General features: G+C 42.8%; 12 protein-coding genes. 2 read left to right on the forward strand and 10 right to left on the reverse strand.

Annotated features, from left to right (window positions below):
- Positions 1-76 precede the first annotated feature (76 nt).
- The 8 genes from AC5JL8_RS35670 to AC5JL8_RS35705 all read right to left on the reverse strand — a co-directional run bounded on the left by AC5JL8_RS35670 (position 77) and on the right by AC5JL8_RS35705 (position 13447).
- A complete protein-coding gene (locus AC5JL8_RS35670) occupies positions 77-496 on the reverse strand; it encodes a helix-turn-helix domain-containing protein (RefSeq protein ID WP_495884417.1) in 420 nt (139 codons plus the stop codon).
- Positions 497-580: 84 nt separating this feature from the next.
- On the reverse strand, positions 581-2026 hold the full coding sequence (locus AC5JL8_RS35675) for an NHLP bacteriocin system secretion protein (RefSeq protein WP_495884418.1): 1446 nt from the start codon (positions 2024-2026) through the stop codon (positions 581-583).
- 457 nt (positions 2027-2483) lie between these two features.
- Positions 2484-3578 carry a cyclic nucleotide-binding domain-containing protein gene (locus tag AC5JL8_RS35680; RefSeq protein ID WP_495884419.1) on the reverse strand — a complete coding sequence of 365 codons (1095 nt, stop codon included), beginning with the start codon at positions 3576-3578 and terminating at the stop codon, positions 2484-2486.
- A 222-nt stretch (positions 3579-3800) separates the two neighbouring features.
- Positions 3801-4970 (reverse strand): DUF7005 family protein, encoded by a 1170-nt coding sequence (locus AC5JL8_RS35685; protein ID WP_495884420.1) that lies wholly within the window; start codon positions 4968-4970, stop codon positions 3801-3803.
- An 84-nt stretch (positions 4971-5054) separates the two neighbouring features.
- Positions 5055-5864: a MinD/ParA family ATP-binding protein gene (locus tag AC5JL8_RS35690; protein ID WP_495884421.1), complete on the reverse strand. Its 810-nt coding sequence runs from the start codon at positions 5862-5864 to the stop codon at positions 5055-5057.
- Between the two features lie 68 nt (positions 5865-5932).
- On the reverse strand, positions 5933-8539 hold the full coding sequence (locus AC5JL8_RS35695) for an amino acid permease (RefSeq protein ID WP_495884422.1): 2607 nt from the start codon (positions 8537-8539) through the stop codon (positions 5933-5935).
- Between the two features lie 2 nt (positions 8540-8541).
- A complete protein-coding gene (locus tag AC5JL8_RS35700; RefSeq protein ID WP_495884423.1) occupies positions 8542-9981 on the reverse strand; it encodes a PDC sensor domain-containing protein in 1440 nt (479 codons plus the stop codon).
- Positions 9982-10207: 226 nt separating this feature from the next.
- A complete protein-coding gene (locus AC5JL8_RS35705) occupies positions 10208-13447 on the reverse strand; it encodes a type 2 lanthipeptide synthetase LanM family protein (RefSeq protein WP_495884424.1) in 3240 nt (1079 codons plus the stop codon).
- Positions 13448-13810: 363 nt separating this feature from the next.
- Between AC5JL8_RS35705 and AC5JL8_RS35710 the strand changes: the two genes are divergently transcribed.
- On the forward strand, positions 13811-14182 hold the full coding sequence (locus AC5JL8_RS35710; protein ID WP_495884425.1) for an NHLP leader peptide family RiPP precursor: 372 nt from the start codon (positions 13811-13813) through the stop codon (positions 14180-14182).
- Positions 14183-14589: 407 nt separating this feature from the next.
- Positions 14590-15840, forward strand: a complete 1251-nt coding sequence (locus AC5JL8_RS35715; protein WP_495884426.1) for a S8 family peptidase — start codon at positions 14590-14592, stop codon at positions 15838-15840.
- 170 nt (positions 15841-16010) lie between these two features.
- Here the strand turns inward: AC5JL8_RS35715 and AC5JL8_RS35720 are convergent, their stop codons facing one another.
- A complete protein-coding gene (locus AC5JL8_RS35720) occupies positions 16011-16814 on the reverse strand; it encodes a response regulator (RefSeq protein WP_495884427.1) in 804 nt (267 codons plus the stop codon).
- 81 nt (positions 16815-16895) lie between these two features.
- Positions 16896-18164, reverse strand: a complete 1269-nt coding sequence (locus AC5JL8_RS35725; RefSeq protein ID WP_495884428.1) for a sensor histidine kinase — start codon at positions 18162-18164, stop codon at positions 16896-16898.
- Positions 18165-18267: the final 103 nt, after the last annotated feature.

The following is an 18267-nucleotide window of genomic DNA, read 5'->3' on the forward strand; positions in this document are numbered from 1 at the left end:
ATCTAGTATTCTTATACTTATTAATGTTTCACGCATTAAAAGCTATAGATGAAAATGTGCTTCAGTTACATTTACTTTAGCTTCGTTGAGCCTTTCTCCAATTTTGAGGAGTCGTCCCGTGGTACTGACGAAACTGTCGGAAAAAATGACTTACATATTGATACCCTATTGCTTCAGCAATCTGATTCACAGATTGATCAGTTTCTAGGAGTAAAGCTCGTGCTGCTAGCATTCGACGTTCGACAATCCAATCATTGACTGTTTTTCCTGTATTACGTCGTACTAAGTCAGTTAAATAAGCTGCACAGTAATCAACAGCAACAGCAACGTCATGCAAGCTAATCGGTTGATTGTAATTTGCTTCAATAAATTGAAAGACTTGGCTAAGTTGAGGATGATTAGAAAACCGCCACAGTGGATTGGTTAGTGATTTGGCAGCATCAGTAAGGGCTTGTTCTGGAAATGCCTGAAACTGAGCAGTACAATGCTTGTTCATAAATAAGTACGTATGCTTAAAAAGTAGCCATTTTTCAATTTTTGTAAATACTGCCAGGGCTGAATCGGTGTGATTTAGGTAGAGTTAATATATACCGCTGACAGACCTCAATATTGGTAAAACAAAAGTAATAGGAGCGCGTTCTTCTACTTTGATTCGGACAACAGTTGTAGTTCCAGGAGAGATTTTCATGTGTGGCCCGGTGGAAGAAGACCACTTATAGCCGCTAGGTGTGTTGGTTTTTTTGAGGTCAGAGAATACTTGTATTACACCTTCTTGTTTGTCAGATATCAAAGCTTCCAGCACTTCTGAATTACCCACTTCTAAGGCAGCTGCTTCCTTGGTAATGGGAAAGCGTGAGATGTTGGTAACATTACCCACAATGCCACCAAAGCGTTCTCGCTTGACGGTTTGGGGAGTAACTTGTATTGTCATACCAGGTTGAATTTTTTTGCCATCTGCTACGGGAAAATAGCTAACACTAACTAACTTGCTGTTAGGATTCTCTGCTTCTATAGTTGCCAAGCGAGTACCAGCGTTAATCACCTGGCCTGGTATCAACGTAATTTCTAAAATGCGTCCACTATATTGGCTAATAATCTGGCTATTGTCGCCTAATTGCAGTTGAAGTTTGGCAATTTCTCGCTTAACCTCTTGAATTTCTTTTTTTCGGCTAGTGGCATTTTCTAAATCTTGTTGAGCCGCAGCAGCTTGTTTACTATCTAATTCTTTTATTTGAGCTTGCAAGTCAGAAATGCTGCTGAGGTTTTGACGATAATCTTTTTCTGTTTGGGTCTCCTTCAAATCTAGTTCTTTTAACTGATTTTGGATATCAGCGATTTTTTCTAAGTTCTGTAGGTATTCTTGTTCTGCCTTGAGAGCCTCATCACCGGAAATTGCTCCTTCTTTTTTGAATAACTGTTGGCGGATTTCCATTCTTTGCCGGAAAACAGGAGCCAAAGCTTGGGCTTGCCGTATACGTTCTTGTAAGCCTTGGCGTTGTTGCTCAATAGAAGTATTACCTTTAGTTTTTAAAAGAGGTGTTATGGCTCGCAGTTCCATTATCCGTTGCTGAAGATAATCACGTTGTTGTTGTTGCGATCGCTGCTCTTGTTTAAGTCTCTCTCCTTGCAATGAACCAACAGCTTTATCTTGTGACTCTAGTTCTGCAAGTTTAACTTGCTGCTGTTGTAGTTGCTTGCGTAGTTCAGCTTGGTCAATGGTTGCTAATACTTGCCCTTTTTTAATTACATCCCCAACTTTTACATTGAGAGACATTAACTGTCCTGCACTTTTTGATTGCAAGGGTACAACTTTGCTTGGGTAAATCAGTACCCCTCGACCCTCGACGGTGATCGGAATGCGCCCATAAATACTCCAGATAACAGCTACTCCAACCATTGAACCCAAGGCGACTAGTGGTAGCCAGTTTCTAGGACTGACAACTTGCATCAATTGGTCTAACTTGTCTGGAGAAGATAGTCGCTCTAGTGACTCTTTGCGGAATAGGCTGCGTTTTTGGTCTAACATTTACCTTCACCTTAATCTTCTATAAAGCTGGAAATAAATGCACTAAAAAATAAAAATTACAGTTCCCTGAATTAATACTAAAGTTATAAATAGTATTCCTAAGTTATTTGCAGAGAACCTCTTGGTTCTTCTGGCTGCACCCTCTGAGCCATAGATACAAAGCTGCTTTCGAGGAGCATTTAAGTTATTTAAAATAATATTTTATTGTTGCTGAATGATATGTAAAAATCTCACGCAGATGTATATAGCTAGAGAATTTTTATAGTCTACTCTTATTAGAATAGCCAACTATATATTTAAATACAATGCTAAAATTTTCTCTAGAACTATTAATCTTTTCTGTTTTTGTGATAAATTTACAGCTTAAGTGAAACTGGCGGCAGTCATGATTGCTAAAGCAAAGCATCGCTTGCAGCCGCCTTGAGTTGAGTCTTTGTAAAGCTATTTACAGAAAAATTCAACCACCTCTCAACTGTTCCTGTATCCATGCAAATCTTTGGCCAGCCAACGCCATACGATCTAAAGAATTAGCATCAAGTTCATCTTCATACTCAATATTTTCATTGAGTGATTGACCTTGACTATAAACGCGTCTGCCATAACCAAGGCGACTGAGCATTCCTTGAAATCTGTTTGCAAGTAAAGTGGCAATCACTTGATAAAAACGAGATGCAAATCCGACATCTTGCTGCAACTTTGTGGCCAATTGTTGTCGGGAAATAGACAAAACAATTGAGTCTTCAATTGCCTTTATGCTTGTAGCAGGTAAGCGACCATCAATGAAGGGTGTTTCTCCCATGATTTCACCTTTCGATAATTTCGCTATCTCTCGATTTGCAACTTCATTGTCCTCTATAGCAGCAAAAGCACGAGCTAAAGGATTGCGTTCATCCTCAGAAATAGAGAGTGACATTGTTCCGCTGAGTAGGATATAAAGTGCATCCACAGGCCCCTGTTCATGGATGAGTACGGTATTAGCAGCAACTTTGTGCTGAGTCCCACAAGCCATCATCCAATCGATGTCACTATCATGCAATTTTCCTAATACAAACAACACATCCTTTAGTGGTTGCCCTTGGGCTATGTTGCTACGGCCCAGTTGATTAATGATGCTTTGTATTCTATCTGAAAGCATAATCGCGATCGCTCGATAAAAGCGCGAAGCAAAACCAACATCCCGCTGCAATTTTGTTGCCAATTCTTGCTGGGAAATTGACAATACCAAGGATTTTTCTACAGCCTTAACAGTTGTAGCTGTTAAGCGAGTGTTGACGGAAGGTATTTCTCCAACAACCTCACCACTAGATAATCTCGCAATTTCTCGACTGGGAGCTTCAATACCTTCTAGAGCAGCAAAAGCACGAGTTAGAGGATTGTTGTCTGGTTCAGAAGCAGTAACTGTTAACATCCCATCTAGTAGGATATGTAAGGAATTCACAGCTTTTCCTTCTTGAATAAGTACAGTACCAGCGGCTATTTCTCTTTTATGGCCTGTAGCAATCATCCAATTAATGTCACTGTTAGTTAATTCTTTAAGTAGGACTTCTGTCATCGCTTGATTACCCTACGTTTTTTAAATGTAAATTTGTAAAAAAAACTGCCTTTCTGGTGAATCATACGGATACGCTACGCGATCGCCAGTCCCCCAAACGCTCGTTCGCGTAGCGTGTCGCAGACAAGACTCGCTAACGCTGCGCTATCGTGACGGCAAGGGAACCGCCAAGACGGGGGCTGGACTCACCAAGGCGCAGAGAACGCAGAGGAATGAGATTCTTTATACAGAAAGAAATGTCTGCAATTTTTCTAAGGTTTGTTGGATGCGGAATTTTGCTTCTTGAGAAGCCAATTCTTCTAATGTCAAATGAGTTAAGCTCATCAACATTAGAGGTTGCATATTAGCGTCTGTTAAATCTTCTGGGTAGTCAACGTGAAAGCACTGCAAATTTTCCGCGGCTGCTTTCACCAATGCCTGTAAAATCGCAAAAGCCCCATCGGAAAGTGGAGGTTGACCACGGTAGTTTTGCAGTCTACCTCCTTCTCGATAATTAGGAAATGATTCCAACCCCAGAAAGCGTAAGCACCAATCGGCTCGATAAAAGCCTGTAGCAGCAACAATACCTCTGTAGTCTGCAATTAGCTCATCGAGGATATTGTTCCGCATGGAGTTAAATAAGCGGCGTGTGAAGTAGTGCGTACATTCATGTTCTAGTCGAATTGTCAGGGATAAACGCTGCCATTGGCATTCCTCTAATTCCATGTCGCTAGCTGAAACATTGCTATAAGAACCGCCACTCAAAATAATGAACTTATCCTGATAAAGTTCTTTTTGCGGAATTAGACGCTGGAATTCTGCTTGCCAGTTATTTTGGCAGCGATTAGCAAAACTTTCAGCTTCCCATTTTTGGCGATACTTACGAATCCTGTCCCAGTTATTAAACCCGCTAACTATACAGGCTCCCATAGATGCAGGAACTGGCTGGGGTTCATTTCGCTTTGTTAAAGCTTGTACCAGAGAAACAAAGTCCTCTCGGTTGTCAGTGAACAATACTGGGATGGTTCCAGCCAAGCTTTGATGTAGTATTAATTGGAGTTTCTGAGGTTGCTGTAAAACTAAACCAGTCGCCTCTGTCATCCCATCCACTACAACACCTCTGCGAGTGGCAGCTCGATAAGTTTCCATTTGGCTGATACCCTCAACTATGGGAAATCTCAACTGAACCAGTACCCGCTTTAGTGCTTCAAATGTCCCTACAACTCTTGCAGCCACAGCGTATTCTTCCCAAACAGCCACATGAGCTTCGGGAGGAAGAGGAAACTTGATGGTATGAGCTAATGTGTTGTGATTAAAAACGTTTTGGTTGTATACCAATAGTTCCTCCGCCTGTGCAGCAGTAGCTCCAAAGTAGGCGAGGACATGAGAACGGAATGATTGTTGATCAATCATAAGCGTAGGTGTAACCCATTGTAGACATCGCCTCCAGAAATAGATGAGAGAGAATAATAACTCCTAACTCTTGTACAGACGCGATTAATTGCGTCTAAATCCTATCTCCTGTCTTTCGACGACACCAGCAATCTGCTCAGTCATCTCTTTAATTGTTTGAGTGATGGGATGCTGAGGGTAACGTAGAGAGAAAATACCATTGCTTGCTAACTGCACCACCTCTTCCGAAAGAGGCAAAATTCCAGCCACTGAGACGTTGTAAATTTTCTCTACCTGTTGTTCCAAGTCGGTAAAATTCAAGGATGGTAAAGCCTTATTAATTACCAACAACATTTTTGGTACTCTCAGTTTCCGAGCTACATCCACTGTTACAGCAGTGCCTTGGAAGTCTTGATTATCTGGACGGAGGAGGATCACTAGAACATTAGAAATACCGATGGAAAGTAAGGTTTCTTCATTCAAGCCGGGATGTGTGTCAATTAATAGGTAATCCAGTTTCAGAGTGCGGATAAGTTCTTGAAAGCCATCGTTGAGGCGGACTACATCGTAACCCTCACGTAGAACTCTGGCGATTTCACCCGCCTTAATACTAGAAGGAACTAAATAAAGGCTACCCTTGACTGTACCTGTATTTCCCTGGTCTGCAATTAGAGCATCAGTAACATCGTAAGCAGCATCTTTAATATTACAACGACCCCATAAGTAGTCATTAAGGGCGAGTTCCATTTTGTTTTCGTTAAGCCGGAAAATAACGTGAATTCCAGGCGATTGGATATCAGTATCGATAATACCTACACGTTGCCCTTGAAGCGTCATAGTAGATGCTATGTTAGCAATCAAGTTTGATTTGCCAGTGCCGCCACGGAATGAATGAACTGCGATAATTTGTGCCATAAGTTACCTCGTAGTAATTGGTCAGAGACGCGATTAATCGCGTCTGTACAATAATCTCCCCATCTCCCTCATCTCCCAGAAAATGATGGCTCTGGAAAAGTAAACTTCAACCAGCATCCATCACTAATGAGAGGAAGCAAAACTCGTCCACTAGATAAGAGTAAGTCAAACTGCATATTCTTGTTTCCACTCTGGACTTCCACAAGTGCAGGCAAACTTTTGGAGTCAATATTATTGGAATTGCTCCTGTGTGCCCATACTCTCAATTCCTGTTTGCGCTTGGTTGGTAGGCGGAAAGTAGCATACTGTAAGGATGAGAGCGATGGGATCTCGACAGTGGCAGCTTGGTGGTGTTGTTCACCCTCGGCATATCCCAATAACACTTCTGCTATTTTTGGTTGTCCGCCAGCAGTGATTGTGAATACGGATCGTCCTCCTTGGTGTTGCTCTCGCAGCTCGACTACCACACGAGAAGTGAACGCACCATAGTACTTCATTACCAAAGTTGCTCCTAAAGATAAGACAGCAATAGACAATGCACTGATACGCGCCACAGAATTTTGCCAAATGAACAGACCGTGGACGAGTAGGATAGCTAAAAATAGGCTGTATACACCGACGCTAAAAAACGGATGGTTGAGAATCTTGAAGACTACTCCGGGCACAAGCTCTCCTTTGCGTCGGCTAGAAACCAATAGTAAAACTGGGAAAATACCGCCAACAAGGGAGTTGCCAAGTACACCAGCAAAGGCGAGTACGCTGGTAAAGGATTGCGTACCAGCCAGGAACAGCCACTCAGTTAGTAAGAAGACTAGAAGTAACGGGCTGATGGATAGGAAAAAACGACGTTGGTTTAGTAGGGTTTTCCAAAATCTTTGTGTTTGACTCTGATGCTCGGAAGTAGCATTGCTAAAATCAGCTTTCAACCCTCCTTCGTAAGCCAAGAGCATGGGTGAAATGGCTTGTACACAAGCATTATCATGATTAGCCGATCGCACTTCTAAAGTCAGGCGAGTATCCCACTTACGTAAGTCTGGGAATTGATGGAGTAACTCTTTAATATTCCAACGTTCAGCGAAGGCAATTTCTACATGATGTACATTGCCACTCATCTGAATATCTAAACGAAACTTAGACTTAGCCTCTTCTAGTCCCAGGTAGGTTACACCAATATGAGGAACACAGTTAGGATCGCCACAGGGATGCAAGATTAATATTCCCTGCTGGCGGGGCAGCTTTAAAATCGGTTGGGGACGGGCAGGTAACCACTCTCTAGCTAGGTTGACTAAAAGACTGGAACTGCGGAGCCAAGCCATTCCTAACAACAAGGTGACTAACACTGCTCCCAAGACTGTGACGATCGCACCGACTTGCAGCGCCAATGGCTCTAAGGCAGTGCCTGACTGTCCAGTGAGCAAATCTGGCGAGACGGCTCCGTTAACTGCAAGCACCCAAATACAAAACAGAAGAGTTAAAAAAGCAGTTCCCGCCACGCTTCCCCAGATTAAAGATACAGCGCTAGAGTCACGGGGAAGTATTAGTTTGGCACATTCTCCTACATAGACATGACCGAAGTAAAGCATCAAGCTGACACCTAAAATCCGTTGTAGCATCCAGGGCTGGAAAGGTTGACCATCGAGAAAGGGCAAGTTTACATATAAAAGGTTTTCTATTTGGATGTGGCGGAATGCTAACAGTGAAAGAATGAGAAGCAAACTCACGTTAATGCCTGCTAGTAATACCATCAAGGCAACGGTAAAGTTTAAAGATTTACGAGATACCAAATATAATCCGGCGCAGAACAGCAACACCGCCCACAGTGCTGCTGGTATCTGGGTGAAGTTTGCCATAGTCACCGACAAACCGATATAGCAAGCTAAGGCTATGAGGAAAACACGGATGCCTACTGCTATAGAAAGTATAAATGAACCTGTATTTCCTAAATAATTAGATACTAATTGTTTGATAAAAGCATTGCCATAACGGAAATCACCGCTGCGACCAACGGCTTCTGCCATGCAAGCCATAGTTAGGATATTGATTATACCGATGATGACTATGAAAGCAATTGTAGCTAACGGGCCTATATCGGCTACGGCAATCGGCAAAGCTAAGAAGGCTTGGGGAAGACCCAAAGCTACGGTAAGAATGGAGGCTAGCCAGAAGGGTGGAAGAGACTCTAGACGCTGGGCGATCGCTGCTGTCATCCAGCGCCACTGTTCAATGAGTGGTAACTTGGATGCAAAAATAGTCAACAGTTTTTTTCTATACAAACGCAAGTAAGCCACTTGCACTGCCTTCTCATCCAAACCCAAAGTTGTGCGGATGTTAGGTACTGTTTGATAGATGAAGGTATATTTCTGGCTAAGGGCATGGGCGATCGCAGCTTTGAGTCTAGGGTTTTCCGGTACGAGAGTTGCCCACTGCTCGGCGTAACGTTCTAAGTGCTGAATGGTAGGGTGGAGTGGCGGCGCGTTTCCTAGAGCAAAGGCTTCCAGGAAAGCCAAATCGCGTTCTGATGCAGCTTGCTCTGTAAGAGAAAACTCCATCCGCGATCGCGCCACTATTTGTGCTGTCCGGCTCTCAAGCAAAAACAAAACTGTATTCGCTCGTTTCGCTGGTAAACCCGCTAGCACTTCCTCTCGTGATATCAGTTCGTCATCATCGAATGACATATCTATGCCTCACAGTTTAGCGATCGCTCTTTGAGAGATTGCACCTTAGTCTGCAATCTCTGGTAGTAATCTGTCTCCGTTTCGTTAACAGTTACTTTCTTTTCTTTGAGCTTTTGAATCTTTTGTTGTAACTGCCGAAAATGTTCGTTTTCCGTAATTTCCGCCACATTGTTGGCTCTTTTAGTCTCGTCAATCTCAATGTGCAGTTCCCGGACTTGCATTTTGAGCTTTTGATGTCGCATCCTCACTTGTTCAGCCATCCCCAAGAAAACTCGCACTAATTGGCCCATGTCATCTTGGCTACCAGCTAATTTCTCCAATTTTGGACGTAATTCCAATACCTGAGAATCAAAATCGTCCTGTTCTAATGCCTGCGCTGCGGCTGTGAGCGCATAAATTGGTCGAGAAATTCTCCGTGCTAAAAGTAGTGCAATGATGGCTGTGATTCCTCCCACAATTAGCACACTGCCGCCATGTAGCCAGATCAGGCGCTTCAATGGCTTGGTAAAATCTTTTTTCGGCTGGCTGACACCTAATACCCAAGGTTGTTCTTGCAAAGGTGCAAAGCCCACGATCCGGGGCATTTGCTGAGGTGGAAAGCGATAGGTAGCGTGACCTGCGTGTTTAGCTCTCACCATCACCTGTAACTCTGGAATGCCTAAACTCTGAATCTGATTTAGAGCGTAACGTCTATCCTGGACAACTTGTTTTAACGTCTCAGGCGGTAGGGGGACGAGGCTATGGTAGAGGAGAGATTTATTAAAATGACTGATGATCACTCCTTGTTGGTCAATCAGAAAGGTATAGCTTTGGGAACCTACTTGTAACCCATCTGCGATCGCCCAGATACCTTCTCCTTTAATTTTAAGTACTGTAACTCCTACAATTTCGCCACTAGGCGATCGCACTGGCTGGGAGAAAAACATACCTGGTCGTTTTGTCGTTTCGCCTACCAAGATGCTAGATATATAGGATTTCCCTTGAATGCTGGAACGGAAGTATTCACGGAAAGCGTAGTTTTGACCAAGGAATTTCGGATCGCTGGCAGCAACAGCACGGCCCTGTTTATCCATGACAAAGACAGCATCAAAGTCTGGGTTAGAACGGAAGACGTTTTGTAGAGTTTGTTGCAAGTCAGGGCGGAGGGCTGCTTGCTTTGAAGATGTGGAGGCTGTTAGGAAATTTACGACATTGCGATCGCTGCTAACTTGCACCACAACTCGTTGAATATCAATAATTAACTGGTCGAGGCGACTAGCGGTACTTGTGGCTAACAGTTCTAGTTTGCGGTATTCGCCAGCCTCCACACTATCTAAGCTCTGCCGCAGGTTGTAATAGGTGGTGAAGCTCATCGGTATGAGTGCAACTGACACCAACGCTGCTGATATTTTGGCAGCTATAGACCAGCCAGGCGGGTAAAGTAACCGATGTAAGCGTTTCATTTAATCCAGTGTGATAATTTAGTTGCAAAAATCTTAATTCGTGGCGAATTCTTTGTCTTGAAAAGTTGAGCCACTTGCTTGCGGGGGTTCCCCCCGTTGTGCAAAGTGGCGTTTCCTACGCCGGGAAACCCGACTCCCTTGTAACTTTTCGCTGCGTACCTTTGCGCTTACCTCTTCGCCCCTCTGCGTTAAAATTTCAACCCTCGATTGCAAAGCCGCACTAAGTTCACTCCCACAGCAAGGCCGAAGGAAGTAATTCTGGATATGCTAACCTCAGTAATTCATAACCAATTCCAGCAGTGCCTTGAAAGAAGCCAGGATTATAAACATCTGCGGAAAGTTCGGGAAATAAATAAAAAGCACCGACTTGCTTTGCTCTTGCTACAACTGTTGCTGCTTGTTTTTGGACAGTTTGTAGTAGTTCCGCACTCGACAACTTGGTTGCTCCTACTAGTAGCACTTCCATTCTGCCAAAGTTACCGCAGCAGAGATGATCGAGATTCTGTAAACCAAACTGTTGAGTTGTATTTAATGCTACTGCAATCTCTTGCCGAATTTCTGGAGTATCGAGAATTTCTAAACTCCCCAAACGACCTAAACCAATACCAGGAGCGCCATGACACCAACTGGTCATAAAAGAAGGTTTCTTCTCTCTTCCGTCTTGCCAATTTCCGGCGCTGGGAGAAAATACACTGCGTTCGTAGGCGATCGCTTCTTCTGCCGCTTCCAAGAAATTTGGATCTTGCGTGATTTTATACAATCGCAGTAAGGCGTAAGCAATACCCGCCGCACCATGAGAAAATCCCGTGACTAGCTTGCCTTCTAAGGTTGCCCAAACTCTAAATCCAGAATCGCTGTTAGTGCGGTTATTTAGTAGGTGATAACCTAAGGCTTCGGCTTGATTCAATACTGCTGAATCTGATGAAGCTTGGTACAAACTTAGTAATCCTAGTATTGTGCCAGCAGAACCGGATATTGTGTCAAAAGAGCGATCGCTTGCAATGCTTTCTTGAGTGATTAACGAGGCTGCAAGGCTGGCAATATCCAGAAGTTCCGGTTCATCAATAAACTGGCTAACCCTTACCAATGTGTAAACAATCGATCCTAATCCAGTGGCTCCACCAATACCAATTTGCTTGGTAAATTTACGCTGAAAGTTTGGGTCTATATCCTGCAAGGATTTTCTTAGGTCTTGTAATGCACTGAGTGTTAAATCTCGAAATCCCCCATCGGCTGTCATTTTTGCTAACGCTGCTAAAAATAAAGCGACACCGCAAACACCGTCGTACAAGCCATCGCTCAATGGTTGAAGTTGCATCCGTCCTGCATCAGGTAAGTATCCCATACCAATCCAGGTAATACTGCGATCGGCGGCTTGAATTGCTCGTTGTTGCAGTTCTTTGGCAATCTCAACTGCCTCCTGCACCAGTTGTGTTTGTGTTAAAGGAATTATTGCATCTAAATCTAAATCAATACTAGTAGGTGCTGCACTGGTTATTCCGCGAGTGACCCGCGAATAAAAGGAACCCCGAATTATAGAAATTTGTTGAGCTAAATCTGCATCATTAAGTTGCTTGAGACAAGAAATCATTCGGTCATAGCTAGGTTCTTTAAAATAACCCTCAATAATTAAGTCATTGACTCTCAGAGCATCACTGCTTGAATCAGCAACAAAGTAAGGAATATCCATTTGCTCTAAAGCTTGTAACTCTGCTGTTAGCAGTGGCCAGATAGAAGGTTTTGTATCAGCTTTCAAAAATGCCCGGCTTAAAACATCTAGCTGAATACTGCGGTCTACACCATACCGCAAGAATTTTGGGTTCAGAGCTTTATCCAGAACATCAGCATAGACTTGGCTATTACGAAACAAAAATCGTACTCTCTGATGGGCTAGGACTGCTAGAGGGCTATCGGTTGCCAACAGCGCTTCTTGCCGCTCTGAGAAAAACTGATACATCTGCCGGAAACCAGTTACAAGTTCATTAACGTAATTATTTGGTGATAAAGGAACATCATTAAGAAAAAGCGTATTGGCTTGAGTTGGCATAATGCCAAGTTCATACTCCAGTTTCATGCCGTCAGTATTGATGTTCTGCCACTTTTGCCTTTTAACAGGAATTTCCTCGCCAACTCCCCCCAAACCACTAATGTCTTCAGCCTTCCCTCCTGGTGCAAAGTCCCACCTCGGCAGTAGTCCAGTCCGCAGCACCGAATCGAAAAATTGTTGATTCGCTTGGTATTGCGCTCCTCCTAGTTCTTCTATTTTGGGATCAATCTCCTGGGCTATAGGCTGTAAGAGGGTTTCCAGGTCTACCAGCACCGGATGTTCGCCACTGGCAATCAGATTTTCCTGATGGCAGTCATTTCCTTGCAACAGATACAGTAGACACAAAAGCATTCCAGCACGCTGGTAGTATCGCTGGGCTGCTGCTTCGTCTTCACAAGGTAAATGTTCTACATACTCCATCCAACCATGAGTCTTGCAGTCAATAACTTTAACTAACTTGAACGGTAGTAGAACAAACTGCTGATTAAACCAAGCGAGTAACTGAAAATATGCAGTTTCTAAGCTTAAACACCTGGGTTTGTATATCAGTTTCAATCCAGAAGCAAAAGCCAAAGCTATCACTGATCGCCCTCGATTGTGAAGATCTGAGAGATTCAATTGAATGGCAACAACCTGACCTGTATTTTCCTGGAAGGTTTGCTGGATATTTCCTAAATCTAATGCTAATCGCTGGAGAAATTCCGTTTTTTCTTCTACCCATATATCTATTGCTGTTGCCATTAACCTAGCTAAGACGCTGTATTTCTGGAAAAATGACAGTAGCTTGCCTGTTTTCAAGTCTTTGACAAAAGCTTGGTACTGCTCATTAGAACCTATATCTAATCCTCGTCCCCATAAGAAGGTGAAAGCTGATTGCTTGAGCGCTTTAAATAGTGAAAATTCCACTTCTAAAGACTGGGCGCAAACAAAGGCCAACTTTAATAACAGTTGACGTTGCAAATGTATGTGAACTACTTCCGAGAGTAGTTGCCAACTAGCACCAACCTGTGTAGCAAGTTTTTGCCGCGCTACATAAACAAAGGGTAGATAAACTTCTTCAAAGGGAATTGGCTTTTCAGCATCCAGACAGTGATAGACACTTGCATAAGCTGTTTCCCAGTTAGTTTGCAAAGCTGACTGCAAAGTTTCTGCCCAAAGAGGGAGTTTTTTTGTTTCGCCAAGGCAGACAGATCCGAGAATGCTACTAACAGCGTTAAAATCGCGATCGCCCCAAGCGAGGCGTTTAGCAAATTTTTCTGAGTTACCTTGTGCCACAACCTGACACCACGCTTTCCACCGCAAACTAATCAGCTTTTCATCAACTAATGTTTTATTAGGAATAAAGTGTGCCCTCAGCCTTTCGGCTAGAGTACTAGCTTCCTCGACTATTGTGATTAAATCTTCTTGTGAAACTTCCATCTATGTGTTTGTTTAATTCATACGTAGACTTGTAGCTTAGAGGATAGCAACCTAGAATTACAATTCAATTTTTTTCGATAAAACTAATAACTTTTTAGCTTCTGTTTGTGATTGAATGCGATAATTTTCTACTTCCGGCAAGTTACTGATTGTTTATAGTTTTATTTTTTATAATTAAATGCTTGCACTTTGATTTTTATAAATTTTCTAAAAAAACCTCATTCTTATTTAAATTCTGTGTTCAAATATTCTATTTTTTTTGATTGAACGCCAAAAGAATTCAAATTGACGGTTTAGTTTTTAAATCGCTATTCTGGTTAGTGTCAATCAAAGATTGATAGAACCAATTCAGGAGAAAATCAAATGCACGAAGAAATAAAACAAGTGATTACTGAATCAATGAACGCTCGGTTCGAGATCGAGCATAAGCTAATTCAGCGAGCTTGGGAAGATGAAACATTCAAGCAAGAATTACTCAGCAATCCCAGAGCAGTTTTTGAGAGAGAGTCGGGGCAAGAAATTCCAAAATCTCTGGAAATTGAAGTAATTCAAGAAACTGCAAATAAAGTCTACTTGGTGCTTCCAACTAACCCTGCTCCAGACATTACAAATGAATTATCTGAGGAAGCTCTAGAGTCAGTTGCAGGGGGTGTATCAGGCTGTACACTTTGGAGTCGGATTAGAAAGGTTTGCATTGGCTGGAGTGCTGTTAGCAACGCTAACAGTTTAACCTAAGCTTAACAAACCAATAACTGTAACTACTTGGAACTCAAAAACATTCTAACCCAGTGAGCTTTTACAGAGAACTTTACTGTACTCGCTGGGTTTACTTTCATCAAGGTTTAAAGGATGTATTGATTTTATTTTTCTAAAAGCTTTAGATACTTTGTCTTTTTTAGTTTGTTTTTTAATAATTTAAAAAAATGTTGTTAATTATTTAGTTTGTAATCAGATATTATCATTAGCAATAATCAAGATTAATACAAGAAAGGATAAACAGTACTCCTAATTTTTATGAAATTTTCCTAAAGAATTCAAATTGACAGTTAGGTTCTGCATCAATATTCTGTTGTGACAGGCGGTATTACAGTAAATCCAATCTGCTCTAACAAGAGTGAATATTGAAAAGGTCTTTAAATGCTATGAGAGATTTGAGGTTTATCCAAAGAGTAGTTACCTCAGGGGTAATAGCCACCACTGCTGCATTTGGGAGTTTTGTTGCTGAAGTCCAGGCAGCTACATTTACCCTACCAATTGAAGCAGCAGCCAAAGCTACAGGGGTTGATGTTTTGCGCGATCGCTACGGTTTAGATGGTACAGGAATTACTATCGGAGTGATATCTGATAGCTTTAGCACAGCAACAACCTTTGACACCTCTGGCAAACTGGATACTTATGCGACCAACATAGCCAATGGCTACTTACCATCTGGCGTTAACGTACTCAAAGACTTCTCTGATCCTAATGCCAGCGATGAAGGTCGTGCCATAGCGCAGCTCATCCATGCTGTGGCTCCAGGGGCTAAGTTGATGTTTCACACAGGTGTGGGCAGTGTGAATGTCTTTGGTGAAAGCATTCAGGCTCTAACCGCTGCTGGGGCAAATATTATCGTAGATGATGTCCGCTACAATCCCCAAGATATCCCTGATGTACCTTTAGACTTCATAGATCAGGAGCCTCCAAATGGGCCTATTAACCAAGCAATTAATACAGTATTTAACCAAGGGATTTCTTACTTCACTGACGCTGGTAATAATTTTCCTGAGATCCCAATATATGGACACGCGAATAACGCAAATGCACTAACCGTTGGAGCTGTGTACTACGGGAACGCCGAATCTTACTCAAATAATGCCTACGGCGTTGTGGTAGAGCAGGGGGAACTCGAACCCTTCTCTTCAGAAGGCAACCCAAATTCTCTAAAGACTGATGTTGTGGCTCCAGACGGGCTGCCAATTTCCTTCAATTTAGGTGGAAATGCTCCTAATATTGGCGATCCTGAATTCTTCGACTTTTTTGGTACGTCTGCTGCGGCACCATACACAGCAGCAGTAGCAGCGCTTTTACTGCAAGCAGACCCAAGCGCAACACCCACTGAGGTATATAACGCATTGAGAGAAACAGCTGACAGCCCTGCATCTGGTTTTAACTCCAGACTTGGCTTTGGTTTGATTCGGGGAGATAAAGCGATCGCGTCGCTGAACCTGCAACCCGAACCAGTACCCGAACCTTCGGCAGTTCCTGTCTTTCTGGTCGCCAGTGTTCTGATTGTTGGCTTAACATTGAAACGCACTCAGCGGAAGTCTAAGATCATAGTTCAGCCCAGCAGGAGCCTCGCACTGGTTCATTCAGGATGTACACAATTGTCCGAAGAACCATTGCCCGATGTCTAAGGGCGGGGCTACTCGAACAAAGGCTGCTTGAGTAGCCTCAACTTATTTTTCTAGACGAGTCGCGATCGCACTTAACTAAGCGTCGAGTATATGCGATCGCGAGTAATATTTTCCCTTATCCACAGCAACGCTTGGTGGCGGTCACAGTTCTGACATTCGTGAGATCGAATCTAACTCGCGCTCGACTGAATGCGTTGCGCTTTTCGCCAGACTTGAGGAGTCATTCCAAAGCTGATGCGAAACTGACGAAAGAAACATCCCGCATAACGATAACCCACTGCCTCAGCAATTTGCTCAATTGATTGGTTAGTTTCTAAAAGCAAGGAACACGCTGCTGCCATCCGGCGCTTGGCAATCCATTGATGCACAGTCTGCCCCGTTTGGCGTCGTACTAGGTCAGTTAGGTAGGCTGCTGAGTAACCAACGGCTTGAGCTACGTCAGTTAAGCCCACTGGTTGATGGTAATTTGCTTCAATGAACTGGAAAACCTCACGAAAATGAGGGTCAGAAGGCAAGAGTGACTGGGGGTTTAGCGATTTTGCAGTCTTAGCACTCTTTGGCTTTGGAACTTGCTGGGACTCAACAGTGTACAACTGCTTTTGGGTTGCTCGTTTTTCCAGTTGAGCAGCGATCGCTTCTAATAATTCCTCTACTGTAGAGGGCTTAGTAAGATAGTCATCCGCTCCCAGATTCATACCTTGCCTAACCTCAGTTTTAGTAGACTTGGCACTAAGAAAAATGAAGGGAATCGTTGCTGTCACAGAGTTTTGGCGCAACGTGGTGAGGACACTGTAACCATCAAGTTCCGGCATTATAATGTCGCAAAGTACCAAATCAGGCAAGTGTTCTTGTGCCTGCTGAATGCCGACAAGACCGTTTTGGGCAGCGATCGCTTCAAACCCTTCTGCCTCTAAACTGTCTAGAAAGATATCTCGGCTTTCTGCCTCATCTTCAATCACTAAAATCTTTGTCATAGTGTCCTCTTGAAGTTTAGTTATTTGTCAGGTGAATGCTAAATTTTTATCGTCTGTCCGGCTGTGCTGTTGCAGAAATTGTCATACCAGCGGAAGAGAAATTGTAAAGGTAGTACCCACCCCAACTTCACTAGCGACGGTGATTTGGCCTCCATGTAGATCTACAAGCTTTTTGACAAGTGCTAAACCCAATCCATTACCTGGGATGTTGCTGACATTCGCACCCCGATGAAATGGCTTAAACAAGCGTTGTTGATCTGCTACCGAAATGCCAATTCCCCGATCCTTTATCTGGAAAATCACTTCTTTAGCCTGGCAAGAAACTACTAAATCAATCGTGCTGTCACTCGGAGAATACTTGACCGCATTCGAGAGCAAATTCTTGAGAATGGGCTGTAACAATGTTTTATCTACGCAGACTGTACAATCATCTCCACTAGATGAACTGCCGAAAGGGTCTCCTAGCATAGAGCAAGTAACAATGCTTTCGTTCAAATTCATTTGTGCCAATATTTCACGGCAGAATTGAATTATGTTAAGTGGTTTTGGCTCAAACTTGAGCTTTTCTGCTTCTGCTCTACTGTTGATAAAAATTTCATCCATCAATTGGCTGATTTGTTCAACTCCTGTTTGCAGGCGCTGCAAATACTGTAGTTTTTTCTCGTCATTCCAACGGTGAAGATGACGTTTAAGTAAACTAGTGGAGAGTGAAATAATGTTCAGGGGAGTACGAAATTCATGAGAGATTATAGAGAAAAAGTGCGCTTTGTGTTTAGTGAATAGTTTTTCTTGTTCTAAAGCCGTTTCTGCGCGCTGGCGCAAAACTTTTTCGCAGCATAATTGTTTATTAGCGTCCCTTAATTCAGCCAAAAGTTGTTGCACTTTGCACTCTAGTTCTTGATTAACCTTTTGTAAGGCGGTAGATAGTTGCTGACGTTGGCTGATATCGCGGATCAAGATACAGCCATACTCCCTAGAGTTGTATTCTAAATAGGTCATAGTGATTTCCACCGGAAAGCTCTGACCTTCATTAGTTCTATGTATAGTTTCAAAGTATAAATAGCCCTGCTGTTTAATAGTTCTCCAATACTTTGACCAATCTTTTGGCAAAAAGTCTGGTTTGACGTCATGCATACTCATAGAGAGTAATTCCTGACGGGAATACCTAAGCAAACTGCACGCTGCATCATTGGCGTAGAGAAAATGCGCGTCTGGCTTGACCCAGAAAACTGCATCTGCCATACAATCGATCACGGGTTTAGTATGCTGCAACTTTTCTTCTTGCAAAAGTTTGATTTTAAAGTTACATTGCTCTAAAATGCGGTTGCCAAAAACCATAGTTATACTCATTGCAATTACTGAATGGGCTTCTAAAAATTACTCATCATCACTAAGTTGTTTGTTCCGTCTGGTATCATGCAACTTTTGCCGACTTTAATCAGGAATTGCCACT

The sequence above is a fragment of the Mojavia sp. genome, assembly GCF_059505145.1.

Bases quoted from the DNA above. Each gene is read 5' to 3' on its own strand.
- AC5JL8_RS35670 (WP_495884417.1), bottom strand. From the start codon at position 496: ATGAACAAGCATTGTACTGCTCAGTTTCAGGCATTTCCAGAACAAGCC.
- AC5JL8_RS35675 (WP_495884418.1), bottom strand. From the start codon at position 2,026: ATGTTAGACCAAAAACGCAGCCTATTCCGCAAAGAGTCACTAGAGCGA.
- AC5JL8_RS35680 (WP_495884419.1), bottom strand. From the start codon at position 3,578: ATGACAGAAGTCCTACTTAAAGAATTAACTAACAGTGACATTAATTGG.
- AC5JL8_RS35685 (WP_495884420.1), bottom strand. From the start codon at position 4,970: ATGATTGATCAACAATCATTCCGTTCTCATGTCCTCGCCTACTTTGGA.
- AC5JL8_RS35690 (WP_495884421.1), bottom strand. From the start codon at position 5,864: ATGGCACAAATTATCGCAGTTCATTCATTCCGTGGCGGCACTGGCAAA.
- AC5JL8_RS35695 (WP_495884422.1), bottom strand. From the start codon at position 8,539: ATGTCATTCGATGATGACGAACTGATATCACGAGAGGAAGTGCTAGCG.
- AC5JL8_RS35700 (WP_495884423.1), bottom strand. From the start codon at position 9,981: ATGAAACGCTTACATCGGTTACTTTACCCGCCTGGCTGGTCTATAGCT.
- AC5JL8_RS35705 (WP_495884424.1), bottom strand. From the start codon at position 13,447: ATGGAAGTTTCACAAGAAGATTTAATCACAATAGTCGAGGAAGCTAGT.
- AC5JL8_RS35710 (WP_495884425.1), top strand. From the start codon at position 13,811: ATGCACGAAGAAATAAAACAAGTGATTACTGAATCAATGAACGCTCGG.
- AC5JL8_RS35715 (WP_495884426.1), top strand. From the start codon at position 14,590: ATGAGAGATTTGAGGTTTATCCAAAGAGTAGTTACCTCAGGGGTAATA.
- AC5JL8_RS35720 (WP_495884427.1), bottom strand. From the start codon at position 16,814: ATGACAAAGATTTTAGTGATTGAAGATGAGGCAGAAAGCCGAGATATC.
- AC5JL8_RS35725 (WP_495884428.1), bottom strand. From the start codon at position 18,164: ATGAGTATAACTATGGTTTTTGGCAACCGCATTTTAGAGCAATGTAAC.